25 protein-coding genes and 1 tRNA gene are annotated in these 26,071 nt (G+C 71.1%); 12 read left to right on the top strand and 14 right to left on the bottom strand.

What is annotated here, in order from left to right; genetic code table 11:
• Nucleotides 1-9: 9 nt before the first annotated feature.
• Nucleotides 10-1,077 (top strand): glycosyltransferase family 4 protein, encoded by a 1,068-nt coding sequence (locus VFO26_RS00870; RefSeq protein WP_325112975.1) that lies wholly within the window; start codon nt 10-12, stop codon nt 1,075-1,077.
• Entirely contained in the window at nt 1,074-2,525 is a 1,452-nt protein-coding gene (locus tag VFO26_RS00865) for a DUF2079 domain-containing protein (protein ID WP_325112974.1), read from the top strand. The genes VFO26_RS00870 and VFO26_RS00865 overlap by 4 nt, the downstream gene beginning before the upstream one ends.
• On the opposite strand, the gene VFO26_RS00860 is transcribed toward VFO26_RS00865, so the two are convergent.
• Entirely contained in the window at nt 2,488-3,702 is a 1,215-nt protein-coding gene (locus VFO26_RS00860) for a glycosyltransferase 87 family protein (protein WP_325112973.1), read from the bottom strand. The two genes, VFO26_RS00865 and VFO26_RS00860, sit on opposite strands and share 38 nt — an antisense overlap.
• Nucleotides 3,699-5,882 (bottom strand): transglycosylase domain-containing protein, encoded by a 2,184-nt coding sequence (locus VFO26_RS00855; RefSeq protein ID WP_325112972.1) that lies wholly within the window; start codon nt 5,880-5,882, stop codon nt 3,699-3,701. Before VFO26_RS00855 ends, VFO26_RS00860 begins: the two co-directional genes overlap by 4 nt.
• Before the next feature lie 84 nt (nt 5,883-5,966).
• Here VFO26_RS00855 and VFO26_RS00850 point away from each other — a divergent pair, with 84 nt between their 5' ends.
• From VFO26_RS00850 to VFO26_RS00840, 3 genes are read left to right on the top strand one after another with little or no spacing between them, the layout of a single operon-like run.
• Nucleotides 5,967-7,070 carry a mannosyltransferase family protein gene (locus tag VFO26_RS00850; RefSeq protein WP_325112971.1) on the top strand — a complete coding sequence of 368 codons (1,104 nt, stop codon included), beginning with the start codon at nt 5,967-5,969 and terminating at the stop codon, nt 7,068-7,070.
• Nucleotides 7,043-7,729, top strand: coding sequence for a type II CAAX endopeptidase family protein (locus VFO26_RS00845; RefSeq protein ID WP_325112970.1), 687 nt, complete (start codon nt 7,043-7,045; stop codon nt 7,727-7,729). Before VFO26_RS00850 ends, VFO26_RS00845 begins: the two co-directional genes overlap by 28 nt.
• A complete protein-coding gene (locus VFO26_RS00840; RefSeq protein ID WP_325112969.1) occupies nt 7,726-7,992 on the top strand; it encodes a chorismate mutase in 267 nt (88 codons plus the stop codon). The genes VFO26_RS00845 and VFO26_RS00840 overlap by 4 nt, the downstream gene beginning before the upstream one ends.
• On the opposite strand, the gene VFO26_RS00835 is transcribed toward VFO26_RS00840, so the two are convergent.
• Complete coding sequence (locus tag VFO26_RS00835) at nt 7,989-8,519, bottom strand: bifunctional nuclease family protein (protein WP_325112968.1); 531 nt, start codon at nt 8,517-8,519, stop codon at nt 7,989-7,991. The two genes, VFO26_RS00840 and VFO26_RS00835, sit on opposite strands and share 4 nt — an antisense overlap.
• 324 nt (nt 8,520-8,843) lie before the next feature.
• Between VFO26_RS00835 and VFO26_RS00830 the strand changes: the two genes are divergently transcribed.
• A tRNA-Ile gene (locus VFO26_RS00830) sits at nt 8,844-8,917 on the top strand.
• Nucleotides 8,918-9,102: 185 nt separating this feature from the next.
• On the opposite strand, the gene VFO26_RS00825 is transcribed toward VFO26_RS00830, so the two are convergent.
• The 8 genes from VFO26_RS00825 to rpmH all read right to left on the bottom strand — a co-directional run bounded on the left by VFO26_RS00825 (nt 9,103) and on the right by rpmH (nt 13,973).
• Nucleotides 9,103-9,951, bottom strand: a complete 849-nt coding sequence (locus VFO26_RS00825; protein WP_325112967.1) for a ParB/RepB/Spo0J family partition protein — start codon at nt 9,949-9,951, stop codon at nt 9,103-9,105.
• Nucleotides 9,935-10,693: a ParA family protein gene (locus VFO26_RS00820; RefSeq protein ID WP_325112966.1), complete on the bottom strand. Its 759-nt coding sequence runs from the start codon at nt 10,691-10,693 to the stop codon at nt 9,935-9,937. Before VFO26_RS00820 ends, VFO26_RS00825 begins: the two co-directional genes overlap by 17 nt.
• A gap of 335 nt (nt 10,694-11,028) precedes the next feature.
• Nucleotides 11,029-11,655: a 16S rRNA (guanine(527)-N(7))-methyltransferase RsmG gene (locus VFO26_RS00815; RefSeq protein WP_325112965.1), complete on the bottom strand. Its 627-nt coding sequence runs from the start codon at nt 11,653-11,655 to the stop codon at nt 11,029-11,031.
• Between the two features lie 58 nt (nt 11,656-11,713).
• The gene (jag, locus tag VFO26_RS00810; protein ID WP_325112964.1) at nt 11,714-12,406 is read right to left on the bottom strand and encodes an RNA-binding cell elongation regulator Jag/EloR; all 693 of its coding nucleotides are present in this window, start codon (nt 12,404-12,406) and stop codon (nt 11,714-11,716) included.
• Complete coding sequence (locus VFO26_RS00805; protein ID WP_325112963.1) at nt 12,403-13,230, bottom strand: YidC/Oxa1 family membrane protein insertase; 828 nt, start codon at nt 13,228-13,230, stop codon at nt 12,403-12,405. The genes jag and VFO26_RS00805 overlap by 4 nt, the downstream gene beginning before the upstream one ends.
• Nucleotides 13,227-13,484 (bottom strand): membrane protein insertion efficiency factor YidD, encoded by a 258-nt coding sequence (yidD, locus tag VFO26_RS00800; protein ID WP_325112962.1) that lies wholly within the window; start codon nt 13,482-13,484, stop codon nt 13,227-13,229. Before yidD ends, VFO26_RS00805 begins: the two co-directional genes overlap by 4 nt.
• Entirely contained in the window at nt 13,481-13,831 is a 351-nt protein-coding gene (gene rnpA, locus VFO26_RS00795) for a ribonuclease P protein component (protein WP_325112961.1), read from the bottom strand. Before rnpA ends, yidD begins: the two co-directional genes overlap by 4 nt.
• A 7-nt stretch (nt 13,832-13,838) precedes the next feature.
• The gene (gene rpmH, locus VFO26_RS00790; RefSeq protein ID WP_325112960.1) at nt 13,839-13,973 is read right to left on the bottom strand and encodes a 50S ribosomal protein L34; all 135 of its coding nucleotides are present in this window, start codon (nt 13,971-13,973) and stop codon (nt 13,839-13,841) included.
• Nucleotides 13,974-14,302: 329 nt separating this feature from the next.
• Here rpmH and dnaA point away from each other — a divergent pair, with 329 nt between their 5' ends.
• From dnaA to gyrA, 6 genes are all read left to right on the top strand, one after another.
• A complete protein-coding gene (gene dnaA / locus VFO26_RS00785; RefSeq protein WP_325112959.1) occupies nt 14,303-15,658 on the top strand; it encodes a chromosomal replication initiator protein DnaA in 1,356 nt (451 codons plus the stop codon).
• Nucleotides 15,659-15,820: 162 nt separating this feature from the next.
• On the top strand, nt 15,821-16,945 hold the full coding sequence (gene dnaN, locus VFO26_RS00780; protein ID WP_325112958.1) for a DNA polymerase III subunit beta: 1,125 nt from the start codon (nt 15,821-15,823) through the stop codon (nt 16,943-16,945).
• 81 nt (nt 16,946-17,026) lie between these two features.
• Nucleotides 17,027-18,082 carry a DNA replication/repair protein RecF gene (gene recF, locus VFO26_RS00775; protein ID WP_325112957.1) on the top strand — a complete coding sequence of 352 codons (1,056 nt, stop codon included), beginning with the start codon at nt 17,027-17,029 and terminating at the stop codon, nt 18,080-18,082.
• Nucleotides 18,082-18,543, top strand: a complete 462-nt coding sequence (locus VFO26_RS00770) for a DUF721 domain-containing protein (RefSeq protein ID WP_325112956.1) — start codon at nt 18,082-18,084, stop codon at nt 18,541-18,543. Before recF ends, VFO26_RS00770 begins: the two co-directional genes overlap by 1 nt.
• A gap of 60 nt (nt 18,544-18,603) precedes the next feature.
• The gene (gene gyrB, locus VFO26_RS00765) at nt 18,604-20,985 is read left to right on the top strand and encodes a DNA topoisomerase (ATP-hydrolyzing) subunit B (RefSeq protein ID WP_325112955.1); all 2,382 of its coding nucleotides are present in this window, start codon (nt 18,604-18,606) and stop codon (nt 20,983-20,985) included.
• 170 nt (nt 20,986-21,155) lie between these two features.
• Nucleotides 21,156-23,711 (top strand): DNA gyrase subunit A, encoded by a 2,556-nt coding sequence (gene gyrA / locus VFO26_RS00760; protein ID WP_325112954.1) that lies wholly within the window; start codon nt 21,156-21,158, stop codon nt 23,709-23,711.
• Nucleotides 23,712-23,736: 25 nt separating this feature from the next.
• Here gyrA and VFO26_RS00755 read toward each other — a convergent pair whose 3' ends face one another.
• The 3 genes from VFO26_RS00755 to VFO26_RS00745 are packed head-to-tail and all read right to left on the bottom strand — an operon-like array spanning nt 23,737 to nt 26,044.
• Nucleotides 23,737-23,940, bottom strand: coding sequence for a hypothetical protein (locus VFO26_RS00755; RefSeq protein ID WP_325112953.1), 204 nt, complete (start codon nt 23,938-23,940; stop codon nt 23,737-23,739).
• Nucleotides 23,941-23,966: 26 nt separating this feature from the next.
• Nucleotides 23,967-24,734: a slipin family protein gene (locus VFO26_RS00750; RefSeq protein ID WP_325112952.1), complete on the bottom strand. Its 768-nt coding sequence runs from the start codon at nt 24,732-24,734 to the stop codon at nt 23,967-23,969.
• Complete coding sequence (locus VFO26_RS00745) at nt 24,734-26,044, bottom strand: nodulation protein NfeD (RefSeq protein WP_325112951.1); 1,311 nt, start codon at nt 26,042-26,044, stop codon at nt 24,734-24,736. The genes VFO26_RS00750 and VFO26_RS00745 overlap by 1 nt, the downstream gene beginning before the upstream one ends.
• Between the last annotated feature and the right edge of the window lie 27 nt (nt 26,045-26,071).

The raw sequence follows: 26,071 nt of genomic DNA, 5'->3' as shown, positions 1-26,071 counted from the left end.
AACGGCCCGGTGAAGGCTCTCTACTTCGGGACGTACGACCGTGCGTCCCCCCGGAACACGCAGGTCGTGTCCTGCCTGCGGCGCGCGGGTGTGACCGTTGTGGAGCGACACCGCGAGGTCTGGGGGCGACAGAACTGGTCGGTGGGCCTCGGACAGCTCGCCCGGGTCGTGCGTGCCGAAGGAGCGCTCGCGCGGCGACAGCCGGACGACGCCGACGTCGTCGTCGTCGGCTACCCGGGCCACTTCGACATGCCTGCGGCGCGGCGCATCGCCCGGAAGCGTCCGGTCGTCTTCAACCCTCTCGTCTCGCTCCACGACACGTTCGTCGGCGACCGCGCGCGCTTCCGTCCCCGCTCTCCGGCGGCGGGCGTGCTGCGCGCGATCGACAGCGGCGCGTTCCGGGGGGCGGACCTCGTCGTCGCGGACACCGAGGCGCAGGCGGACTTCTTCCGACGCGTGTTCGGCCTCCCGGGTGAGCGAGTGGCGGTCGCCCTCGTCGGGGCGGAGGAGCCGCTGTTCCGGCCGGGATACCACCCGCCAGAGCCCTTCCACGCTCTCTTCGTCGGGAAGCTGATCCCGCTCCACGGCCTCGAGACGATCCTCGAGGCGGCCGCGCTCGCGCCGGAGATCCCCTTCCGAGTCGTCGGCGACGGCCAGCTGGCGGAGCTGCTCGAGCGGCGCCCGCCGAACGTCGAGCACGTCCCGTGGATCCCGTACGAGGAGCTGCCGGAGGCGTACCGGGCGGCGGGGTGCGCCCTGGGCATCTTCGGCACCAGCGAGAAGGCGGCACGGGTGATCCCGAACAAGGTCTTCCAGGCGCTCGCGTGCGCGGCGCCGGTCGTCACGGGGGACACGGTCGGCGCGCGGGAGCTGCTGACGGACGGCGCGGACGCGATCCTCGTTCCCCCGGGGGACGCCGCGGCGCTCGCGGGGGCCGTCCGCCGGCTCGCGGCCGACCAGCAGCTCGCGCAGCGGCTCGGGGATGCCGGCCGCGAGGCGTTCGAGGCGCGCGCGTCGGAGGAGGTGCTCGGCGCGCAGTGGCGCTCGCTCCTCGAGCGGGTGGTGGCCGGCAGATGACGCGGCCCGCCCGCCTCGTCGGCGCGGGCACCGCGGCGTTCGGGGCAGGAATGGCGGCGCTCGCCGTGCTCCAGCACCGCGCGTTCTGGACCGGGCGCTTCGACGTCGGCAACCTCGTCCAGGCCGTCTCGTCGACGGCGCACGGAGACCCGCTCTCGGTGACCGGTCTCACCGGCAGGCAGATCTCGCGCCTCGGGGCCCACTTCGACCTGTTGGTCGCGGTCTTCGCCCCACTGTGGTGGCTCTGGCCCGACCCCTCGCTGTTGCTCGTCGCGCAGGCCGCGGCGGTGGCGACCGGGGCCATCCCGGTGTTCCTGCTCGGCCGGCGGCACCTCGGCTCCGAGTGGGCGTCGGCCGGCTTCGCGCTGGCGTACCTGCTCCATCCGGCGACCCAATGGCTCGTCCTCGACGACTTCCACCCGGTCGCGCTTGCGACGCCGCTGCTCCTCTGGGGCTTCTGGTTCCTCGACACAGAACGGCTGCTGCCGTTCGCGGCCGTTGCGGCCGCGGCGTGCCTGACGAAGGAGCAGATCGGGCTCGTGGTCGCGGCGATGGGCCTCTGGTATGCCCTCCGTCCCTCCGGTCGGCGTGCCGGCCTCGCCATCGCGGCGGCGGGAACGGCTGTCTCGCTCCTGGCGGTGACGGTCGTCGTGCCCCATTTCGCCCCCGGCGGCGGGTCGCCGTTCGAGGGGCGCTACCGCGCGGTCGGCGGATCGCCGCAGGGCATCGTCGAGACCGCCGTCACCGACCCGGGCGCAATCGTCGCCGCTGCGTCCGAAGGGCGTGACCTCGAGTACCTCGCCGACCTGCTGCTGCCGCTCCTCGGGTTGCCGCTGCTCGCGCCTCTGGCCGCGCTGACTGCCGCGCCGGAGCTGCTCCTCAACCTCCTCTCCGACACGCGCACGCAGACGTCGATCCACTTCCACTACACGGCCGGCGCCATCCCGGGGCTGTTCGTCGCAGCCGTGCTCGGCGCCGCCCGTCTCCGGCGCCGGTTTCCGTGGGCGCGCAGGCCCGACGGGCGAGCCGTCGTCGCCGCCGGGCTCGTGGCCGGAGTCCTGCTCGGGCCCTTGCCCCTCTGGCGGCACGTCCCCCTGGGCTCCGACCTCGCGACGCGCGAGCACGTCGTCGGCTCGCACGCGGCCGTCGCCCGGCGTGCGCTGCGGCTCGTCCCTTCGGACGCTCCGGTCAGCGCGACGAACACGCTCGGCGCCCACCTGTCGGAGCGAGAGCGCATCTTCAGCTTCCCCGTGCTCGGCGAGGCTGAGTGGGTCGTGGTCGACCGGGAGCGCCCGAGCCATCGCGACCAGGCGGACGCCCCGGAGAAGTTCGCCGCGGCCCTGCAGCAGCTGCGCGCGAGCGGCCGCTTCGCGGTCGTATTCGACGAGGACGGTCTCCTCGTGATGCGACTCAGAGCGGGATCGTCTGCGGCAGCAGGTACGCCGTGAGCGCGAGCACGCCGAGCCGGGCGAGGCGGTCTTCCTCCGGGGCGGCGAGAGGCACCGCCCACGCGAGGTACCAGACGGCGAGGTACGGGCTCGTCGCGAGGACGAGGCATGCGGCGCGGCCGAGGTGAGCCCGCCCTCGGAGGGCGTCTCGAACGAGCCACAGCAGGCCGGCGGCCAGCGCCCCGAGGGCGAGGACGAGCGCCGCGCCCTCGGGCGCGCCGAGCTGCTCGAGCCTCGAGGGAAGCGCGTAGCTCGTACGGCGAACCGTGTTGTCGGCAAGAGGCTCGAGCGCGCCCAGCCAGTCGAGCCCGTACCGCCAGGTGGCGGCGCCGACGACGACCGCGGCGGCGGCGGCAAACCCGGCGAGCCCCGCCCGGCGGCTTCGCGAGCGTGCGGCCAGCGCCGCGAGCGCGAAGAAGACGAGCGGAACCCACTTGACGAGGGCGGCGAGCGCCCACACCGCGCCTCCGAGTGACGCCCTGTGCCGCGCCCCGAGCGCCACGGCCAGCGCGACGAGCGCGCCGACGAGCGCGTCGTTGTGCCCGCCGCCGGCGGCGTGGACGGCGAGCACCGGGTTCCAGCCGACGAGGGCGGCCGCCAGAGCCGGTCGGCGGGCGGTGCGCGCGACGGCGACCGTCGCGACCAGGACGGCTGCTGCGGCGAGCCCCTTGAAGATCCACGCCGCAGCGTCGGGGGACGACCCCGCGAGGCGCGCGACGGGCTCGGAGAGCATGGTGAACGCCGGCCCGTACACGGTGGTCGTGTCGCGCCATGCCGCCCCGAGGTACGCGGCCGCCGGGCTCTCGGGGAAAGCCGACGGCGGGTCGATATAGGGATTGCCGCCCCCCTCGGCTGCGATCCACCCGTATCCCCAGTACGTCCACGCATCCGTCGAGAGCAGCAGCGGCGCGAAGAGCGGGACGAGCTGTATCGCGACCGCCAGCCCGACGGCGAGGCGGACCGGGACGCCCGTGCGCCGCATCGCCAGGAGCCCCAGCACGTAGGCCGAGAACGCCGCGACGAGCAGGGCGAAGAACAGCCACGCGGTCCCCTGGCGGGCGAGGCCGCCGTCACGAGGGACGAGCGGAGACCCGTCGCGCCACGCGAGCGCGGACGCTGCGGCGACCAGGCCGAGCGTGGCGGCGCCCGCGCCGAGCGCCGCTCGTCTCGAGCTCACGGCTCGACGATGCGGCCAGGGCTGGACGGTGGGCCGGGCGGGCTGCTGGGCGTGTCGGTCGCGTCGGGCGCCGGAGCCGACCGCTTCGGGGTCGGCTCCGTCGGCCCGTCGTCGCCCGACGGCTCGGAGGGAGCTGTCTCCTCCGGCTCCGGAGCAGCGGGCTCGTAGGACGGGACGTAGTACGGGTCGTACGAGAGAGCGGCCGGGCCGCGCTCCCACGAGCGGAACGAGACGGGCCGCGTCGGGGCGGGGAAGTCGCGTGCAGGCAGGCCCCGGAGCGCCGGGTCCATGAAGCGACGCCAGATCTCCGCAGGGAAGGAGCCCCCCGAGACCGAGATCCCGTGGACGTTCTCCATCGGGATCTCCCCACGCGTGTAGCCCATCCAGACGGCGGTCGCGACCCCCGGGGTGTAGCCGACGAACCACGCGTCGGCGTGCTTGTCGGTCGTGCCCGTCTTACCGGCGACGGGCCTGTCGAGCGCCGCCCGCGTGCCCGTCCCGTAGCGGATGTTGTCCTGCAGGATCCGGGTGACGACGGACGCGACTCCGTCGGAGAGCACGCGCGTCCGCCGGTGGCTCGTCGCCCACCGGTCGTCGGGCTTCCCCTTCACGATCACCTTGCGGATCGCGGTTGGCTCGGTGTAGATCCCGCCGGCGGCCAGCGTGGCGTAGGCGGAGGCCATGTCGAGCGGGGACACCGCGATCGAGCCGAGGCCCATCGCGGGGACGAACTGTCCCCGCACCTCGAGGGGTGTCCGGACGCCGAGTCGCCGTGCGAGCGAGGCGACGCGCTCGGGCCCGACGTCGAGCGTGAGCTGCGCGAAGACCGAGTTGTCCGAGCGCAGCGTCGCGCTCTCCACCGAGGTCCAGCCGTTGTAGCTGGAGTCGTAGGTCTTGACGCACCACCAGCCGTGGTCGCAGTCTCCGATGGGTCGCGGCCGGTAGGTGAACGGCGCCGAGACGTAGTGCGTGGAGCCGGGGTCCATCCCCCGCTCGACTGCCGCTGCGAGCACGAACGTCTTGAACGTCGACCCGGGCTGGCGACGGGCCTGGGAGAGCAGGTTGAACTGGTTGTTCGACCGTCCCGGGACGATCGCGGTCATGGCGCGGATCGCACCGTTCGCGGGGTTGATCGAGATGATCGCGGCGGCAGGGTCGGTCCTGCGCGTCAGCGTCCCGCTGATCGCCTGCTGGGCGAGCCGCTGCAGGCGTGGCTCGATCGTCGTGTAGACCTGGAGCCCGCCCGAGCGCACGGTCTCCGCGCCGTACTCCTTCACGAGCTGGTCGCGCACGTACCCGAAGAAGTAGGGCTCACGGATCTGCGCGTAGAGCCGTCCGCGGCGGAGCCCGGGGGTGCGCTGGTGACGCGCGCGGGCGTACTGCGCGCGGGTGATCATCCCCTCCTCGTGCATCGCGACCAGCACCTGGTCGCGCCGCGCGACCGCCCGGGCCGGGTCGGCCAACGGGTCGTACGTGGTCGGCGCCTGGGTGAGGCCCGCGAGAAGGGCCGCCTGGGGCAGCGTCAGCCAGCGCGCCGGGCGGGAAAAGTACGTCCGCGCCGCCGCTTCCGCCCCGTACGCGAGGTTCCCGTAGAAGACGGAGTTGAGGTAGCTGGCGAGGATCCGCTCCTTCGACCACGCACCGTCCAGCTTCACCGCGAGGCAGGCCTCGGTCAGCTTCCGCTCGACCGTCCGCTCGTTCGAGATGTAGAGGTTGCGGACGAGCTGCTGGGTGATCGTCGAGCCTCCCTCGACGACGCTGCCCGCCTTCACGTCGCGCCAGACGGCACGCGCGATGCCTTCAGCGTCGATGCCGCCGTGGTCGTAGAAGCGTCTGTCCTCGATCGCGACCGTCGCCTTCACGAGCCACGGCGAGATGCTGTCGAGCGGCACCACCTGACGATTCCGCTCGGCCGGGATCACGCCGAGCAGGGAGTTGTCTGCCGCGTAGACGAAGGTGTTCTGGCCGATCTGCGCAGGCCGGAGGGCGGACAGGTCGCAGCGCGATCCGTAGGCGAGCACGGCTGCTCCACCGGCGATCCCGGCCGCCGCGAGCAGCCCGCCGAGCAGGAGCGCCACGAGCAGCAGCTTCCGGCACCGGCGCTGCCGCGGACGACGACGGCGCACACGGATCGCCGGCGCAGGCGCGCGTCCCGCGCGAGAGCGCCTCGAGCGGCTCATGGAGCGATGGTAGCCATGTCTCGGAGGGGGTTCCGCGTCCGGGAGGCCATCCCTCGCAGGGACCCCGGCGTTATGGTCGCCTCGATGCGCGGCGCGCTCGCAGCGTCGTGGCCGGCGCTCCGGTTGTTCGTCTGGAGCAGGCTCGCGCTCGGAGCGCTCGCCGCGGGCACCGTGCTCCTCTTCGAGGACGAGCTCAACCCCTCCAGATGGCGGTGGGACAGCCCACGCCTGCACGAGCTGGGAGCGGCGCTCGACGTCTGGGCCCGCTGGGACAGCGACTGGTACCTGCGCATCGCGGAGAGCGGGTACGACTGGCCGTCGAGCACGCCCGCCTTCTTCCCGCTCTATCCACTGCTCGTCGGCGGGCTCGGCCGCGTGCTCGCGGATCACTACCTGCTCGCCGGCCTCGTCGTCTCCCTGGCGGCCTGCGCGGCGTCATTCGTCCTGCTCCAGCGGCTTGCCCTCGATCGGCTCGGCGCGCCCGAGGCGCGCCGCGCGGCGCTCTACCTCGCGCTCTTTCCGACCTCGCTCTTCCTCGGCGCCGTCTACGGGGAATCGCTCTTCCTCGCACTGGCGCTCGCGACGTTCCTGCTGGCCGAGCGCGGGCGCCTCGGCTGGTCGGCAGTCGTCGCCGGGCTCGCGCTCCTGACGCGCGCCCAGGGGGTTGCGCTACTCCCGGCCCTGGCCGTCTTCGCCTGGCGCTCCCCGCGACGCCGTGACCTTGCGCTCCTCGCCGTGCCTCCGGCGATGTTCCTCGCGTTCCCCCTCGCGCTCGAGGCCTCCGTCGATCACGGGCTCGCGTTCGTCGACGCCCAACGCGTGTGGGAGCGGTCGCTGGCGCCGCTCGGGCCGCTCGGGGGCCTCGTGCAGGCGGTCGGGGAGGGCGATCTGCTCGGGCCGTCGCTGGCCGTGGCGATGCTCGTGCTTTCGGGCCTCGCCTGGCGCTGGCTCGGCGCTGCCTACGGCCTCTACGCCGTGGGGGCGCTCGCCCTCCCGATGGCACTGCCGTCGGAGCGCCTCGGCGGGCTGTACTCGTTCCCGCGCTTCGCGCTCGTTGCGTTCCCGTGCCTCGTCGCGCTCGCCGTCCTCGGCCGCGACCGGCGCGTCCACGTGCTGGTCGTCGCGGTTCTCGGGGCCTCGCTCGCGGTCAACGTGGTTCGATGGGCGCTGTGGTACTGGGTCGCCTGACGGAGGTTCCGCGCCCCCGCCTCATCGGCTGGGCGATCCTCGTCGCAGTCCTCGCGTCGATCTCGTACGCGGCGAACTTCGCCACGGAGGGCGACCCGCCCGACGACGTGCTCTACCGCTGGTCGACCGCAGTCGGCGGGCTCGTGCAATACGCGATCATCCTCGCCGTGGTCCTGGCGCTTGCGCGGGGCATCGCTCCGGACACGCTCGGGCTGCGCCGCCCGAAGTCCTGGAAGGGCGCCGCGGGGTGGATCCTCGCGGCACTCGTGGCGGTCTGGATCGTCGGCGCGATCCTGAACATCTTCCTCGAGGCGGGGGAGGAGCAGGGGCTCGTCCCCGACAGCTGGGACTCGGACCGGGCCGTGCCGTTCGCCGCGAACTTCGTCGTCGTGGCGCTCGTCGCGCCGGTGGTCGAGGAGCTCACCTACAGGGGACTCGGGTTCGCAGCGGTCCGCGATGCCATGACCGCGGGGGCCGCTGTGATCGTGACCGCGCTCGCCTTCGGGCTCGCCCACGGGCTCGTGGTCGCGCTTCCGGTGCTGACCATCTTCGGTGCGATCCTGGCGTGGCTCCGCCTCAAGACCGAGAGCCTCTATCCGCCGATCATCCTCCACGCGCTGTTCAACGGCGCGGCCTTGATCGCGGCGGTGACGGTGTGAGCGAGCGGTTCGAAGAGCTTCGGGCGAGGATCGCGGAGAACGACCGGGCGATCATCGCCGGCCTGAACCTCCGGCTGCGGCTCGTCGAGGAGCTCTGGCGGCTGAAAGAGGCTCAGGGGGCTGCGAGGCTCGATCCCGACCGGGAGCTGCGGCTGCGCGAGGCGCTCGCGGCCGCGAACGAGGGTCCGCTCTCCGGCGAGGGGCTCGACCACTTCGTCGGCGAGCTCCTCGCGCTGACGAAGCGGGAGCTCGGGGAGCACTAGGCCGGCGGCTCGTCCTCGCCGGTCGCGAACTCGTCCGGCGAGACCGTGTCCAGGAACTGGCGGAACTCGTCCATGTCGACCTCGCCCAGGCTCACGCGGTGCGCGTAGTTGAGGTCGGGCTCCTCCCCCTCGAACTCGACGCCGGACTCCTCGACCACTTCGTCCTCCGCGTAGATCTTCGCCTCGGCGCGCAGTGCGATCGCGATCGCGTCCGACGTGCGGGAGTCGATCTCGATCTCCGTCCCGTTGCGGACGAGCGTGATCCGCGCGTAGAACGTGCTGTCTCGGAGCTCCGTGACCGTGACCCGCTCGACCTCGGCGTCGAGGGAGTCGATGATCGCGCACGCGAGGTCGTGAGTGAGCGGCCGCGGAGGCTCCTGGCCCTGGAGGCGCATGAGGATCGCCGCTGCCTCGGCGTGCCCGATCCAGATCGGCAGGTACGTGCGGCCCTCGGCGGTTCGCAGGAGCACGATCGGCTGCTTGCCGACGAGGTCGAAGCTCACGCCGTAGACCGTCATCTCCTGCATGACCCGATTCTCAGTGTAGACGCGCGGAATCCGCGGACGGAGGGAAGCCCTGGCGGACGCCCCGAGGGCCGGCGAGGCGGCTCCGAGGGCAGCCGGCCCGGCGGCGGCGTGCCAGGCACGTAGCCAGGTCCGACGGGGACATGGCCGGCCGGGAGAGGCCGCCGCGACCGAGCGCACGGCACGATGCGTGATCACGACACCGCGTGGTCGTCGCGAGGCGCGAAACGGTGCCAGGCACGTAGCCACGTCTCGCGAGGACACGGCCCGTCGAGTCATGGCAGGACGTTGATCGCGAGAGCGCTTCGCTACACTCGGCACCCGCGGGGGCGATTAGCTCAGTTGGTTAGAGCGCCGCTCTGATAAGGCGGAGGTCCCTGGTTCGAATCCAGGATCGCCCATGCTGGTGCGCGAGACGGAAATCCGCCGGCGGATTTCCGCTGCGCGGCGACGCCGGAAACGTCGGCTTGCCGCCGCACATGCTCCGGCTCGGGGTCGTTCTCGTCCCTGTGAGCGGCGATAGACCGCCGCACGAGGCGTTTCCTTCGCATGACTGCCAGTGACCCTGGCGACGACTGGTTCGGGGCTACAGCGACTCGAGTGCCTCGACGAGCTCGGCCAGGCGCGTCTCGTCGCCGAAGTGGAGCTCCAGCTTTCCGGCCGCGACGCGGGTGGGAAGCCCCGTGAGGCGCTCCGCCGCCGCACGGGCACGCTCGGCGAGGGCAGGGTCGACAGGTGTCGCTCGGGGACGGCGGCGGGCCCCGCCGTCCCGGGCGGCGCGCTCGGTCGCCCTGACGGTGAGCCCGTCACGCGCGACACGCCGGGCCAGGCGGATCCGCGCCTCGTCGTCCGAGACCGCCAACACCGCGCGTGCGTGGCCTTCGGTGAGGTCGCCCCGCGCGAGCATCCAGAGCACCTCCTCCGGCAGCTCGAGCAGGCGTAGCCTGTTGGAGACGCCCGGTTTGGAGCGACCGACGTGCTCCGCGACCTCGCCGAGCGAGAGCTCGAACTCGTCGACGAGGGTTGCGTACGCGCGCGCCTCCTCCACGGGGGAGAGGTTCTCGCGGGCGACGTTCTCGACGAGCGCGAGCAGGAGGGTGTCTCGGTCGTCGGCCTCGCGGACGAGGGCCGGCAGCGTCTCGAGCCCCGCCTCTCGCGCAGCGCGCCAGCGGCGCTCGCCCGCGACGAGCTCGTAGCCGCCCTCGGGCCTCGGGCGGACGACGATCGGCTGGAGCACGCCCTGGTGGCGTAGCGATGCCGCGAGCCCGGAGGTCGCCTCGGGCTCGAAGCGGCGCCTCGGCTGGCGTGCGTTCGGGTGGATCGCGTCGACGGGAAGGTGGAGCAGGTCGCCGTCCGCCCCCGCGCCACCGACGAGAACTTCGAGCCCACGGCCCAGGCCGCGTCGGGGAGACGAGGTATCAGGTGCGGTCGACAAGCTCCATCGCCACCTTCCAGTACGCCTCCGCGCCGGCGGAGCGGCGGTCGTAGGCGATTGCGGGAAGCCCGTGGCTCGGCGCCTCGGCGAGGCGCACCGAGCGGGGCACGGTCGTCGTGAAGACGAGGTCGCGGAAGTGGCCGCGGAGCTCGCGCTCGACCTCCTCGGCGAGCCGCGTCCGGCCGTCCACCATCGTCAAGAGGATCCCCGCCACGCCGAGCCGCGGGTTGAGCCTGCGCTTCACGAGGTCGATCGAGCCGAGCAGCTGCGAGAGGCCTTCGAGGGCGTAGTACTCGGCCTGGACGGGGACGAGCACGCGGTCTGCTGCGGCGAGCGCGTTCACCGTCAGCGGGCCGAACGAGGGAGGGCAGTCGAGGAACACGAACCGGTAGGGCTCGGTCGCCTCGTCCGCGAGCGCGTCGGCGAGGTAGCGCTCGCCTCCCTCGAGCGCCGAAAGATGCACGGTCGCCGCGGCCAGCTCGGCTTTCGCGGGGACGAGGTCGAGGTTCGCGAGCGAGCTTCGCGTCGCGAGCTCCGCCAGCGGGACACCGTCCAGAAGGTCGACCGTGGAGTGGCCGTTCGCGCGGATGCCGAGCCCGGATGTCGCGTTCGCCTGGGGGTCGAGATCGACGATCAGGCAGCGCTCGCCTGCCTCCGCCAGGCAGGCGGCGAGATTGACGGCCGTCGTGGTCTTGCCGACGCCGCCTTTCTGGTTCGCGATCGCGTAGATCCGGGCGGCCACACGGTCACGGTACCCAGGCCCTCGGACGCTCCTCGCGTCGGCGTCGGCGGGTTCGGTGTCAGACACCGCTTGCTGTCAAGCCGTTTCAGCGCCAGGTGCGTGCCAACTGCTCCACAGGCGCCGACGCCTTTGGCCATGCGGGTTCTCCCCGATCAAGGTCAGCCGTAGGCGAGCCAGCGCAGCGGGTGGACGAGCCGAGTCGCCGTCGTTCCGGCCGTGAGGCTGTGGAGAGATCGTGACGGAATCGGCACGCGGTGCCCTTGACGGACGGCAGTGTCTGACACCGCTCGTCCGGACGCACGCGACCGCCTGCGGGAGTGGAGCCCGCCGTGCGCTCAGGCGAGCGGCCGCTTCCGCGCCATGCCCGGGCGGCGCGGGAAGCCCGGCGGCGTGGGGGCAACCTTGCGAATCAGCAGAAAGCCCGCGGGGACCGGCTCGAGGCGCCCGGCGATCCGGTCGGCGACCGCGGCCACCCGGTCCGGCTCGGCCGAGGGGCCGACCCACAGTAGAACGGCGCCGCCCTCGCGCACGAGCGGTAGGCACCACTCGGCCGCGGTCGGCGGGTGGGCGAGGGCCTTCGCGACCGCGACGTCGTACTGCTCGATGGATTGCTCCTCGGCGCGTCCCCACACGACATGCAGGTTCGGGAGCTCGACGGCCCACCGCTCGAGGACGTCGCACTTGCGGCGCTCCGCCTCGATGAGCGTCACCGTTCGCCCGGGGAGCGACACGGCGAGTGGGATCCCCGGCGTCCCGCCGCCCGAGCCGACGTCGACGATCGAGCCCGTTTCCCGGGCGACGAGAGGAACGCCGCGGAGCGCGTCGTCGAGCAGCACGCGGCGTGCCTCGTCCGGGTCGCGGATCGCGGTCAGCCCGGGCGTCCCGACGACCTCGCGAAGCCAGCTGTCGAGCACAGCGGGCAGGCCCTCGCCGATCGACGAGTCTTCGACCCCGTCAGGCAAAGCTGAGCCCGGCGGTGCCGGGGCGGGGGGCAGGGAGCGGCAACCCGTGCAGGAGGGCTCAGTCCACGGGGCGGCGTGGGAGCACGACGACGTACCGGTGCGGGTCCGCCCCCTCGCTCTCCGTCGAGACCTCGGGGTCGTCCTTGAGCGCCTCGTGGACGATCCGCCGCTCGGCGGAGCTCATCGGCTCGAGCTCCACGCGGATCCCCGTGGCAGAGGCCTGCTCCGCGCTGCGCCGGGCGAGGGACTCGAGCGTGGCGGCGCGGCGGGCGCGGTAGCCCGAGGCGTCGATCACGATCCGCCGCCGTTCCTCGCCGACGGCCCTGTGGGCGATGGCGTTTGCCAGGTACTGCAGCGCGTCGATCATCTGCCCGTGGCGTCCGATCAGGACACCGGGGTCGGGGCCGGAGACCGTCGCCGTGACCTCGGCGTCGTCTTCCTCGATCCTGACGGAGCCGCTGACACCGAGCGCGCGGAGCGACCTCTCGAGGAGTGCGCGGGCGACGGCGGCCTCGCCCTCCTCCTCCGGCTCCGCCTCGCCGTCCACGGGGTCGGGCACGTCGACCTTCGCCAGGACGCGGGCCGGTGCGTAGCCGACGCCGAGCAGCCCGCGCTCGCCTTCGCTGACGACCTGGAAGTGGACCGCCTCTCGGTCGATCCCCGGATAGAGCTGCTCGAGCTCGCGGAGTGCCGACCACTTCGCCTCGCCGACGGTCTCGCCCGTCGCCTCGACGGAGAGCTCGTGGGTCACCGGCGCTTGCCCCCGCCGCTGCGTTTCCGCTTCACCCGGCGGGGCGGGCCGGCGACGACCGGTGCTGCTCCGTCGGTGCCCGCGCCGGCCTTCTGCTTCGGCGGCGGCTCCTCCTTCGGTGGAGTGCGAGAGCTGCGCTTCTGAGCGGCCGACAGGTCCGGTTTCGGCATGAGCTTCCGCGTCACGACTCCCTGCCCGGTCGTCCAGAGGTTCGTCGTCAGCCAGTAGACCATCAACCCGGCCGGGAAGTTGAGGATGAAGGGGATGAACACGATCGGGAGGACGAGAAGCAGGATTCGCTGGGCCTTCTGCATCGAGGTCGACATGTAGTACGACGAGGTCAGCTGGCTGATCACGTAGACGACGAGAAGCACCGGGCCCCATCCGTCGATCGTCGGCTCGGTGATGTTCACGAGCCCGAGGAACTCGAGCGACGAGTCCGGGTACTGCGGGAAGATCTCCTCCTCGAAGTCCCGCAGGACGTAGAAGAGCGAGATGAAGATCGGGATCTGCAGGAGGATCGGCAGGCACGACGCGGCCGGGTTGATCTTGTTCTCCCGGTAGAACTTCATCAGCTCCTCGTTCTGGCGCTGCTTGTCGTGCTTGTAGCGCTGCTGGATCTCCTTCATCTCCGGCGCGTGCGCCTGGAGGTTCTGCATCGAGTGGATCTGGCGCACCGTGATCGGCACGAGCACGAGTCGGACGAGCACGACCAGCGCCACGATCGACCACGCCCAGGTGAGGCCGACGGTGGCGTGGAACCACTCGAGGAGCGAGGTGAGGAGGTCCTCGATCGGCTTGAGCGGGTTGAACGCGCCGATCACGTGCCGATCCTCCCCGCGCCGCGTGGCCGGAAGAGGGCCCGGTCACGTACGTGGTCGACACCGCCGTGGCTCCACGGGTTGCAGCGCAGCAGGCGCCAGCCCGCGACGATCCCACCTCGGACCAGCCCGAGCTCCCGGAACGCGTCGAGCGCGTACGCCGAGCAGGTCGGGTGGTACTTGCACGTGCCGGGCGGGGTGAGCAGGCCGAAGCTCCAGCGCCATCCGTGGACGAGCGCGATGCCGACCCACCTCATGCCTGCACCTTGCCGATCACCTCGCGCACCTGCCCGACGAGCCACTCGTGGTCGCGCGTGGACGCGGCCTCCGCGAGCCCCGGGCGCGCGGCGAGCACGTAGTCCCGTCCCGCCGGAGCCTCGCCGGCGAGCTCCGACCACACCGCGCGGAGCTGGCGCTTGAGCCGGTTCCGGGCGACGGCGGGTCCGACCGCACGGGGCACCGCGAGCCCCAGCCGCGAGGCACCCTCGGGGTCGTCGCCGCGCTCGAACCAGTGCAGCGTCAGCGTGCGGGTCGACACGGACCGTCCCTGTCGGTAGACCGCGTCGAAGTCCCGTGACCTGGAAAGGCGCTGCCTGCGCTCCACACGCGGCTCAGGCGGAGAGGCGCTTCCGCCCCTTGGCGCGGCGGCGCTTGAGGATCGCCTGCCCGCCGCGCGACGACATGCGGGCACGGAAGCCGTGCTTTCGCTTGCGGCGGCGGACGTTCGGCTGGTACGTGCGCTTCACGGCGGGAGATGCCCTTCGGTGTGGCGGTGCCCGCGCCGGCAGGCGCGGCGGAGCGCGGAGTATAGACGAGCCCCGAGGGGCCGGTTATCCACAATCGAGCGAGCGCGGGACGATTCCGAAACGGCTGCTCACGAGGGTCGGCCGTCGTCCGGATGGACGCCGCCGGAGGTGTTTTCCACAACTGTGGAGAGTCGTGTGGACGCCGCGAAAATCCCTGCAAAACACGGTCTTTTTTCTTTGCCTACCGTCGGCCGCGGCCGTGCTACGGCCCTTCTCGAGGGTGGTATGCTCGCCCCTTCCTGCGACCTGGAAGGAGCACCGACCCTCGCGTGGCGCACGCCGTCGAGCCCACTGCCGCACAACTCTGGGACGACGCCTGTCGGCGACTCCAGGGCACGCTCAACGAAACGACCTACGCGACGTGGTTCGCCGCGGCGGTGCCGGAGTCGCTCACCGACGACACCTTCGTGGTCGTCCTTCCGAACGACTTCACGCGGAGCTGGATCGAGAGCCATTTCCTCGGCCTGCTGCGTGCAGCGCTCCGCGACGCGATCGGACGGGACATCCGCGTGACGCTCAAGGTCTCCGAGCACGACGCCGCCGGGGACGGCAAGCCGGCCGTCGAGGCGCCGCGCGTCGTGGGCGAGGCACAGCCCGGCGCGAACCCGAAGTACACGTTCGACAACTTCGTGATCGGGTCGTCGAACCGGTTCGCGCACGCGGCGGCGCTCGCCGTCGCCGAGGCGCCCGCACAGGCCTACAACCCGCTCTTCATCTACGGCGGCACGGGGCTCGGGAAGACGCACCTCCTGCAGGCGATCGGCGCGTACGTGAGCAACCACGCGAAGGGCCTCACCACGCGGTACGTCACGAGCGAGACGTTCACGAACGACTTCATCAACTCCCTTCGCGACAAGCGGATCGAGGGGTTCAAGCACCGCTACCGAGCCTACGACGTGCTCCTTGTCGACGACATCCAGTTCCTCGAGGGCAAGGAGCGCTTTCAGGAGGAGTTCTTCCACACCTTCAACTCGCTGTACGAGGCGGGCCGCCAGATCGTGATCTCCTCGGACCGCCCGCCGAAGGAGATCGCGACGCTGGAGGAGCGGCTCCGCTCGCGGTTCGAGTGGGGGCTGATCACCGACATCCAGCCGCCTGACCTCGAGACGCGGATCGCAATTCTGCGCAAGAAGGTGACGACCGACAGGATCGCGGTCACCGACCCCGAGGTGCTCACGTTCATCGCCGGCCGTGTCTCGACCAACATCCGAGAGCTGGAAGGGGCGCTCACACGGGTCGTGGCGTTCTCGTCCCTCACCGGCCTCGAGCTCGACGTCGATCTCGCCGAGCAGGTGCTGCGCGACCTCTTCCCGAACAGCGGCGACCTGCCCGAGGTGACCATCGCACGCATCCAGGAGGCGGTGTGCGACCGGTTCTCGCTGACGGTGCAGGAGCTCGTGAGCCCGCGCCGCTCGCAGGCGGTCGCCTACCCGAGGCAGGTCGCGATGTACCTCTCCCGCGAGCTCACCGACTCTTCCCTGCCCAAGATCGGCAAGGAATTCGGGGGCCGCGACCACACCACCGTCCTCCACGCGAACGCGAAGATCACGCGAATGATCTCCGAGGACAGGGCTGTGTACAACCTCGTGCAGGACCTGACCGCAAGGATCAAGCACCGTGGATGAATTGCTCGCACAGGCGCCCGGTGGTGTGGCACCTGGGGGTCCGGTGGACAACCATGGTCTCTGGACCCACCGCCCGATCCCGCATGAGAGCTGGGTTTCCCTCCGTCTTCCCCGTCGTCCACACTCCCTATGGACTACGACGAAAGGTTTAGAGAAGAAATGATGGAAACCGACATCGCGGTCGGCTCGGACATTCGTGTCGTCGTCGACCGTGAAGATCTCGCGAGCCGGCTCGCGCTCGTCTCCCGTGCGGCCTCGTCGCGGGGCGCCGTCCAGGTTCTCGGGGGCGTGCTGCTCCGGGCGAGCAATGGCCTCCTGGAGCTCGAGGCCACCGACATGGAGATCTCGCTGCGCACCACGGTGCCGGCAACGGTGGAGGGCGAGGGAGCGATCGTCGTCCCTGCGAAGCTGCTCGGCGACGTCGTGCGGCTCCTGCCGGCCAACGAGGTGACGATCGCGCACCGTGCGGAGGACGGGGTCGCGTCGATCGAGTCGGGCTCGTACTCGGGCCGCATGAACGTGTTCGCGGCCGAGGACTTTCCGCGGCTGCCGTCCGTGGACGTGCCTCTCCACGAGATCGAGGCGTCGTCGCTGCTCGACACCGTGCAACGGGTCTCGCGGGCGGCTTCGCGAGACGAGTCGCGGCCGGTGCTGACCGGGATCCTCGTTCGCTTCGAAGGCTCGAGGCTGACGATGGCGGCGACCGACTCGTACCGCATGGCGGTCAAGGAGACCGAGCTCTCGTCGGCCGGCCCCGAGCTCGAGGCGATCATCCCCGCACGCGCGCTCGACGAGCTGGGGCGCGTGGCGGCGGGCGCCGAGAACGTGCAGCTCGGCGTGAACGAGAACCACGTGATCTTCGGTGCGGGTGACGCCTGGCTGACGAGCCGGCGGATCGACGGCCAGTTCCCGAACGTGGCGCAGCTCAAGCCGGAGACGTTCGACGTGGAGCTCGAGCTGAACCGCGCCGAGCTGCTGGAGGCCGTCCGTCGCGCCGGCGTGATGGCCCAGCGGAACACGCCGCTCCGCCTGCGGTTCTCGGAGGGCGAGCTCGTGATCTCCGCGCAGAGCCAGGACGTCGGCGAGACCCGCGAGTCGCTCGCCGTCGGTTACGCGGGTGATGCGCTCGAGATCGGCTTCAACGCCGAGTTCCTGCGCGAAGGGCTCGAGTCGGTGACCGCGGAGGGCGTGCAGCTGAAGCTGATCAACCCGCTGCGACCGGGCCTGATCAGCGCCGAGGGTGACGCCTTCTGGTACCTGATCATGCCGATCCGCCTCGCCGGCTAGGCGGGCCGCGAGAGTGCGGCACGCCCACGCGGCGCACGTCTCGCGGGAAAGCGCAGCGGACAAGAGCAAGACGACTTGATCGTGAGCCAGGTGTCGCTCCGGGACATCCGCTCGTACCCGCGGCTGGAGCTCGCGCTCGAGCCCGGGCTCGTGCTCGTGACGGGGCCGAACGGGGCCGGGAAGACGAACCTGCTCGAGGCGGTGCACGTGGCGACGCAGGGGATCTCCTTCCGCACGCGCCAGGACGCGCAGATCGTCCGGCGAGGCGCCGAGGAAGGCCTGGCGCGCGTGGCCGGCCGGAGGGGTGACGTCGGCGTCGAGACCGAGGTGCGGCTCTCCGTCCGCGACTCGAAGCGGATCCGGCTGAACGGCGCCACGGTCGCGTCTGCCGAGGAGCTTCGCTCCCGTGCGCACACCCTCGTCTTCACGCCGGACCGGCTCGCGGTCGTGAAAGGAGGACCGGCAGCGCGGCGCGCATACTTCGACCGCGTCCTCGTCCGCGCCCTGCCCGCGCGGGCCGATCTGCCGACGGCCTACGGAGCCGCGCTCGGCCAGCGAAACGCCGCGCTGCGTCGCGTCGCCGCGGGGCTCTCCGACGTGACCACGGTCGACCCGTGGACGGCCCAGGTCGCCGCCCTCGCCGGCCAACTCGTGGACGCTCGGGCGCGCGTGCTCTCGCTCCTGTCCCCGGTGTTCGAGGAGCGAGCGTCCGAGCTCGGTCTCGAGCAGGCAACACTCGGCTACGACATCGAGCCGCCGTCGCGAGAGGCTCTCGACGAGCGGCTCTCCCGCGACCTCGAGCGGGGGACGACGGGCCTCGGGCCTCATCTCGACGAGATCCGGATCGCGGCGGGCGATCGTGATCTGCGCACGTTCGGCTCCCAGGGAGAGCAGCGGATCGCGGTCCTAGCGCTGCTCCTGGCGGAGGCCGAGCTGCTCGCGGGCCAGGGCGGGGTGGCACCGCTCCTCCTGCTCGACGACGCGCTCTCCGAGCTCGACGCCGACCGCCGGAGGTTGCTCAGCGCACGGCTCGGCCTCGCGGGTCAGACCCTGGTCACGGCGACGGGCGCCGAAGCGCTCCCGCTCGCGCCCGCTCAGCTCCTCGCGGTGACCCCGGGGGAGGTGCGCCCCGCCTGATGGAGCGGCTGGACGGCTCGGTTCGCGGCGCGCTCCGCCGCGCGGGCGTTCCGGACGCAGGCGTGCTCGCCGAGGTGACGCGCGCGTGGCCCGGAGCGGTCGGCGAGGGCATCGCGCGCTCGGCCTGGCCGCAACGTCTCGCGCGGGACGGGACGCTCCACGTGACGACCGTGTCTGCGACGTGGGCCTTCGAGCTCGGGCGCATGGAGGAGGAGGTGCGGGCCAAGCTCCGCGCTGCGATCGGGGATGCCACCCCGCCCGCCCTGCGTTTTGCGCCGGGCCCGGTGCCCTCCCCGGGCGCAGAGGCCCTGCCCGCCGCGACTCCTCCTCCCCCCACCGCTTCGGAGGAGGCCGAGGCGGCCTCTCTGAGCGCCGCGATCGAGGATCCGGAGCTTCGTGAAGCGGTGTGTCGAGCGGTTGCCGCTAGCCTCGCCGCGGCCCGCACCGACCGTGGTGTCTGATATACTTCCAAGACGCCGCAAAACCATCGTTTTGCAGGCATTTTCTCGTTCAGGAGGCACGTGACCGAAACCGCCTATACCGGTAAGGACATCACCGTTCTCGAGGGCCTCGAGCCCGTCCGCCTCCGGCCCGGCATGTACATCGGCTCGACGGGCCTGCGCGGCCTCCACCATCTCGTCTACGAGGTCGTGGACAACGCCGTCGACGAGGCGCTCGCGGGGCGAAACGACCGCGTCGACGTGACCATCCACCCGGACGACTCGATCACCGTGCGCGATGCCGGAGCCGGCATCCCGGTCGACGTGATGGAGGAGCAGGGTCTCTCCGCCCTGACGGTCGTCCTGACGAAGCTCCACGCGGGTGGCAAGTTCGGCGGGGACGGCTACAAGGTCTCGGGCGGCCTCCACGGCGTCGGCGTCTCCGTCGTCAACGCGCTCTCCGAGTGGCTCGTCGCGGAGGTTCACCGCGACGGGAAGCTGCACCGCCAGGAGTTCGCCCGCGGCGTGGCCCAAGGGGACGTCGAGGTCGTCGGCAAGTCGAAGGAGACCGGCACGACGATCTCGTTCCTGCCCGACCGGGAGGTCTTCGAGGAGACGGAGTTCTCCGCGTCGACGCTGGCCCAGCGGCTGCGGGAGACCGCGTTCCTGACGCGGGGCCTTCGGATCGTGCTGCGTGACGAGCGGCCGGACGGCAAGACCGAGGAGTTCCACTACGAGGGCGGGATCAGCGACTTCGTCGCGCACGTGAACTCCGGCAAGGACCCGGTGCACAAGCACGTCGTCTACTTCGAGGGCGAGAACGACGACGGCCAGGTCGAGGTCGCGATGCAGTGGAACACCTCGTACGTCGAGTCCGTCTTCTCCTTCGCCAACAACATCAACACGACCGAGGGGGGCACGCACCTCTCGGGCTTCCGCGCGGCGCTGACGGGGACGCTCAACCGCTACGCGCGCGACAAGGGGCTGCTCAAGGAGAAGGAGGACAACCTCGAGGGAGAGGACGTCCGCGAGGGGCTCGCCGCCGTCATCTCCGTCAAGCTCCGGAACCCGCAGTTCGAGGGGCAGACGAAGACGAAGCTCGGCAACCCGCCGGTCGAGAGCCTCGTCAAGACGGTCGTCAACCAGAAGCTGGCGGAGTTCCTCGAGGAGCACCCCACCGAGGCGAAGCAGATCATCACCAAGGCCGTGTCTGCCGCGCGGGCACGGCTCGCCGCCCGCAAGGCGCGCGAGCTCACGCGCCGCAAGAGCGCGCTCGAGAACTCGTCCCTCCCGGGGAAGCTCGCCGACTGCTCGCTGAAGGACGCCGACTCGTGCGAGCTGTACATCGTCGAGGGCGACTCGGCCGGCGGGTCGGCGAAGCAGGCTCGCGACCGGACGTACCAGGCGATTCTCCCGCTGCGCGGGAAGATCATCAACAGCGAGAAGAACCGGATCAACAAGGTGCTCTCCAACAACGAGATCCAGGCGATGATCACCGCGATCGGCACCGGGTTCGGCGACGAGTTCGCGATCGAGAACATCCGCTACGGCCGGATCATCGTGATGACCGACGCCGACGTCGACGGGGCGCACATCCGTACGCTCGTGCTGACGTTCCTCTACCGCACGATGCCCGAGCTGTTCGAGCGCGGGCACGTGTACATCGCGGTGCCGCCGCTCTACAAGGTCAAGCTCGGCAGCCAGGAGCTCTACTTCGAGAAGGACCACCAGCTCGAGGAGCTCCTCGCCCGGGAGCGGATCAAGGACATGACCGTCCTCGACCGGACGGGCAACGAGCTCACGCTCACAGAGGCCCGCTGGAACCGCCTCACGCGCGAGCTGGGAGACGTCGAGGCCTGGCAGGCCAAGCTCGCCTCCGACCACGGGCACGCCGCGGCGTTCGTCGTCGAGCACCGCATCGTCGAGGGCGAGACCGCCGACACGGCGGACCTCGAGAAGCTGGTCGGAGGGCTGCCGCAGAACGGCTACGAGCTGAGCATCGCCGAGTCCGTCGCGGAGACCCTGCGGGTCAAGGTGACCGAGATGGAGACGAGCTCCGCGAGCTTCGTCGACGTGCCCGCGGCCCTCTTCGGCGACCCCGCCTACGCAGCGTTGCGACGCGCCTACGGCAAGACCGCCGAGGTCGTGGGCTTGCCGCCGTACACGCTGACCTACGGGAAGAAGCAGGCGACCGCGGAGACGTTCTCCGAGCTTCGCGCAGCCGCGCTCGACCTGGCCAAGGAGGGCATGCAGATCAGCCGCTTCAAGGGGCTCGGCGAGATGAACCCGGAGCAGCTCTGGGAGACGACCATGGACCCCGCGAACCGGATGCTGCTCCGCGTCGAGGTCGAGGACGCAGCGGCCGCGGACGCCGTGTTCACGATGCTGATGGGCGATGCGGTCGAGCCACGCCGCGAGTTCATCGAGCAGAACGCGCGGGAGGTCCGCTTCCTCGATGTATAGGCAGCGCCGTACTCGGACGAACACGTTCTCGACGGTGGCCGGTGCGCTCTGCCACCGGGGCCGGAGGCCGGCTTTGCCGGCCGGGAGGCCAGCTCAGGTCGAGCCATGCGCAACCCGGAAGGAGGGGGCTCGTGGGGGAACCACGGGTTCCCCCACGTTAGATGTCTGACGTGATCGAGCCTCTCGGGGCGGGCCGGATCGAGCCGCGCGAGCTCGAGCAGGAGATGCGCTCGAGCTACCTCGACTACGCGATGAGCGTCATCGTCGGGCGCGCGCTGCCCGACGCCCGCGACGGGCTGAAGCCCGTCCACCGCCGCGTCCTCTGGGGGATGCACGAGTCGGGGATGCAGCCGAACCGGCCCTACAAGAAGTCCGCCAACGTCGTCGGGTACGTGATGGGCAACTACCACCCGCACGGCGACTCCGCGATCTACGACACCCTCGTCCGGATGGCGCAGCCCTTCTCGCTCCGCTACCCGCTCGTCGACGGGCAGGGCAACTTCGGCTCGCTCGACGACGACCCGCCGGCGGCGATGCGCTACACGGAGTGCCGGCTCACGCGGCTGGCCACCGAGATGCTCCGCGACATCGACATGGACACGGTCGACTTCGGGCCGAACTACGACGAGTCGCGCAAGGTGCCCACCACGCTCCCCTCGCGCTTCCCGAACCTGCTCGTCAACGGCTCGACGGGAATCGCCGTCGGCATGGCGACGAACATCCCGCCGCACCACCTCGGCGAGACGGTCGACGCCGTCGTGAAGCTGATCGACAAGCCGGACGCGAACGTCGAGGAGCTGATGAAGCACGTCAAGGGGCCGGACTTCCCCACCGGCGCGATCGTGGTCGGCCGCAGCGGCATCCGCGACGCCTACCGGACGGGGCGTGGGCGGATCGTGATGCGCGCGCGGGCGCACGTGGAGGAGTTGCGCGGCGGCAAGAGCGCGATCGTCGTCACCGAGCTGCCGTACAGCGTCAAGAAGGGCGGCGACTCGGGCGTGATCAAGAAGATCGCCGACCTCGTCAACGACAAGGTCATCACCGAGGTCTCGGACCTCGCGGACCACTCCGACAAGACCGGCATGCGGATCCAGATCGAGCTCAAGCGCGACGCGATCCCGCAGGTCGTCCTCAACAAGCTCTTCAAGCACACGGCCCTCCAGACGACGTTCGGCTACAACGCCGTCGCGCTGGTCGAGGGCGTCCCGCGGACGCTGTCGCTGCTCGAGCTCGTGCGGTACTACCTCGACTACCAGCGCGAGATCGTCACGCGCCGCTCGAAGTACGAGCTCCGCCAGGCGGAGAAGCGCGCGCACATCCTCCAGGGCTACCTGATCGCGCTCGACAACCTCGACGCGGTGATCGCCCTGATCCGCGGCTCGGCCGACACGGACGAGGCCCGGACGGGGCTGATCGAGACGTTCTCCCTCTCCGAGGAGCAGGCGCAGGCGATCCTCGATCTCCGCCTGGCCCGTCTCACCGGGCTCGCCCGCAAGGAGATCGAGGACGAGTACGCCGACCTGCAGGAGCGGATCGCCGAGCTCCGCGCGATCCTCGGGGATCCGGCGCGGATCGACGCGCTGATCCGCGAGGAGCTGCTCGAGGTCAAGCAGATCTACGGGAAGTCGGACGACCGCCGGACGGAGATCGTCGCCGGCGACGACGCACTCGAGCTCGAGGACATGATCGCCGAGGAGGACATGGTCATCGCGATCACGCGGTCGGGCTACATCAAGCGGCTGCCCGTCACCACCTACCGCGAGCAGCGTCGCGGCGGGATCGGGGTGATGGGGATGGACATGAAGGACGACGACTACATCGAGCACCTGTTCGTCGCCTCCACGCACGACTTCATCCTCTTCTTCACGACCGTCGGCAAGGTGTACCGGCTCAAGGTCCACGAGCTGCCGCTCGGCTCCAGGCAGTCGAAGGGCCGCGCGATCGTCAACCTCCTCCCCGTTCGTCAAGGCGAGCTGATCCGAGCGGTGATCGCGACGCGCGACTTCAAGGAGGCGAAGTACCTCGTCTTCGCGACGAAGAAGGGCGTCGTCAAGAAGACGGAGTTCCTCGAGTACAACACACCGCTCAAGGCCGACGGGATCATCGCGCTCAGGATGCGCGAGGACGACGAGCTGATCGGCGTGCGGCTCTCCGACGGGAACGACGACATCCTGATGGTCTCTCGCATGGGCCAGGCGGTCCGCTTCTCGGAGAAGGACGTCCGGTCGATGGGTCGCCCGGCCTCGGGCGTCGCCGGGATGAAGCTCCGAGGCGAGGACGAGGTGATCGAGGTCGACATCGCCTCCGACGACGCCGACCTGCTCGTCGTGACCGAGAACGGCTGGGGGAAGCGGACCCGCGTCTCCGAGTACCCGGTCAAGGGCCGCGGCACGATGGGGGTCAAGACCGCGCAGCTGGTGGAGGGAAAGGGCCGTCTCGCCGGCGCCCGCATCGTCCGGGAGGGCTACCAGGTGATGCTCATCTCCGACGGGGGCACCGTGATCCGGACGCCCGTCGACGGCATCAAGCGCTCGGGTCGTGCTACGCAGGGCGTGATCGTGATGCGGCTCCGCGAGGGCGAGCAGGTCTCGAGCCTCGCACCGGTGGTCGGCGCGGACGATGCCGATGCCGACGAGCTCATCGAAGCGGCCCTCGTCACCTCCGCCGAGGACGAGGTCTCCGCGCCCCCCGGCGAGGACACCACCCCGCCGGACGGGACGGCGTAGCGGCCGGGCGGCCGAGCCACGCCCGTCAGTCGAGCAGCGCGACGAGGATCACCACGCCGATCACGACGATCGCGAGCACGATCAGGCCCTCGACGAGGTTCTGCACCGCGCTCCTCCCGGTCTCCTCCACCTGCCCGGTCCAGGCGACCCGCCGGAGCCCGCGCAGCACGCCGGCGGCCAGCGGTGCGAGGACGAGCACGACGACGAGGACGCCGACGAGCGCCCGCACCTAGTCCCCCGGGCTCCTGAGCGGCACTACGACTCTTTCGACCTCTGGAGCCCGAGGGTCTCCAGGAACTCGATCGGGATCGGGAAGATCACGGTCGAGTTGTTCGTCGCCCCGATCTCGAGCAGCGTCTGCAGGTAGCGGAGCTGTACCGTGATCGGCTGCTGCGCCATCACCGCCGCGGCGTCCTTCAGCCGCTCGGAGGCCTGGTATTCGCCCTCGGCCGAGATGACCTTCGCGCGCCGCTCGCGCTCCGCCTCCGCCTGACGCGCCATCGCCCGCTGCATGTCGCCCGGGATCTCCACGTCCTTGACCTCGACGATCGAGACCTTGATGCCCCAGGGCGAGGTCGCCTCGTCGATGATCGACTGGAGGATCTGGTTGATCTTGTCCCGCTCCGAGAGGAGCTCGTCGAGGACGTGCTGGCCGAGCACCGAGCGGAGGGTCGTCTGCGCGATCTGGGAGGTCGCGACCATGTAGTTCTCGACCTGCACGATCGCGGCCTTCGGCTCGACGATCCGGAAGTACGCGACTGCGTTGACGCGCACGGGGACGTTGTCCTTCGTGATCACCTCCTGCGGCGGGACGTTGAGCGTCACCGTCCGCAGGTCGACCTTCTCCATCCGGTCGATCACCGGGATCAGCAGGAAGAGCCCCGGCCCCTTCGGCTCGGGGAGCAGCCGCCCGAGCCGGAAGATCACACCGCGCTCGTACTCGCGCGCGATCTTGACCGTCGCGAAGAGGACGACGATCAGCAGGATGACGATGACGACGAGGACGATGAACGCGGTGGACATCAGGCCCTTTCGGTCGGGTGCTGGGATCCTACGACGAGCTCGAGGTCGTCCTCGACGGCCTCGACGGTCACGTGCTGCCCGGGTACCAGCTGCCCGCCGTCCGCCGAGCGGGCGCGCCACAGCTCGCCGGAGACCGTCACCCACCCGTCGCGACGCACGACCGCCTCGCCCCCGACGAGCGTGCCGATCCCGACCTCCACGGGGTTGCGACGCGCCCTGACGACGCGGCTCAGCGCGAAGCCGAGGAGGAGCGCGAGCGTGGCGGCGATCCCGATCGCCGTCCAGAGCGACACCTGGTAGGCCTCGCCCGCCGGGTCGAACAGCATCAGTGCGCCGATCACGAACGTCACGGCGCCCGCGAGCGCGAGCGCGCCGTGGCTCACCACGAAGGCCTCGGCGACGAACAGGCCGGCCGCGACCAGCATCAGGAGCACGCCGGCCGCGGAGACCGGGAGCACCTGGAGGCCGTAGAGCCCGACAAGAAGCGAGATCACGCCCACCGTGCCGGGGAGGACGAGGCCCGGGTTCCAGAGCTCGACGAGGATCCCGACGAGCCCGAGCGAGAGCATCAGCGCGATCACGTTCGGGTCGATCAGCAGGTCGAGAGCCCGTTTCCACGCACCCATCTCGACGCGCTCGACGGATGCGCCGGATGTCTGGAGGACGAGGCCCTTGGGGACGGTCTTGCGGCCGTCGATCTGCTCCAGCAGGGCCGGCACGTTGGGCGCGATCACGTCCACGACGCCGCGCTCGAGCGCCTCGCGCGCGCCGTAGTTGGCTGCGGTGCGCACCATCGCCTCGGCCGCGTCCGCGTTCCTCCCGTGCTCGCGCGCGAGCTCGGCGATGTACGCCGCCGCGTCGTTGATCACCTTCTTGCGCAGGTCCTCGCCCAGGTCCTCGCCCGTGGCCGAGATGGGCGTCGACGAGCCGATGTTGGTCTGCGGCGCCATCGCGAGGATGTCGGCCGCCTGGCCGATCACCGCGCCCGCAGAGTCGGCGCTCGACCCGGGCGGGGCGACGTAGACCACGACCGGGATCTCCAGGGCGAGCATCGTCTTGACGATCTCGCGCATCGAGGAGCCGAGACCGCCGGGGGTGTCCATCTCGATCACGACGGCCGACAGCTGCTCCTCCTCGGCTCGGTGCATCTCGTCCTGGAGGAAGTCCTGCGTGACCGGGTTGACGTCGTTGTCGAACTCGACGACCCGCACGCGGTTGACGTCGGCGCCCGCCGCCGGCAACGCGACGAGAACCGCGGCGGCGCCCGCCGCGAGAAGGCACCAGAGCGCTCGCACGGGGCGCGTGTCCACGTCGATTCGACTGTAGCAACGGGCGTG

Origin of the sequence: Gaiella sp. (assembly GCF_035710885.1) — a bacterium.
Classification (GTDB): domain Bacteria; phylum Actinomycetota; class Thermoleophilia; order Gaiellales; family Gaiellaceae; genus Gaiella.
This window is presented reverse-complemented; position numbering and strand designations above follow the sequence as displayed.

Bases quoted from the DNA above. Each gene is read 5' to 3' on its own strand.
- VFO26_RS00855 (WP_325112972.1), bottom strand. From the start codon at position 5,882: ATGAGCCGCTCGAGGCGCTCTCGCGCGGGACGCGCGCCTGCGCCGGCG.
- VFO26_RS00865 (WP_325112974.1), top strand. From the start codon at position 1,074: ATGACGCGGCCCGCCCGCCTCGTCGGCGCGGGCACCGCGGCGTTCGGG.
- VFO26_RS00850 (WP_325112971.1), top strand. From the start codon at position 5,967: ATGCGCGGCGCGCTCGCAGCGTCGTGGCCGGCGCTCCGGTTGTTCGTC.
- dnaN (WP_325112958.1), top strand. From the start codon at position 15,821: ATGGAAACCGACATCGCGGTCGGCTCGGACATTCGTGTCGTCGTCGAC.
- VFO26_RS00770 (WP_325112956.1), top strand. From the start codon at position 18,082: ATGGAGCGGCTGGACGGCTCGGTTCGCGGCGCGCTCCGCCGCGCGGGC.
- yidD (WP_325112962.1), bottom strand. From the start codon at position 13,484: ATGAGGTGGGTCGGCATCGCGCTCGTCCACGGATGGCGCTGGAGCTTC.
- VFO26_RS00750 (WP_325112952.1), bottom strand. From the start codon at position 24,734: ATGTCCACCGCGTTCATCGTCCTCGTCGTCATCGTCATCCTGCTGATC.
- VFO26_RS00845 (WP_325112970.1), top strand. From the start codon at position 7,043: ATGGGCGCTGTGGTACTGGGTCGCCTGACGGAGGTTCCGCGCCCCCGC.
- VFO26_RS00835 (WP_325112968.1), bottom strand. From the start codon at position 8,519: ATGCAGGAGATGACGGTCTACGGCGTGAGCTTCGACCTCGTCGGCAAG.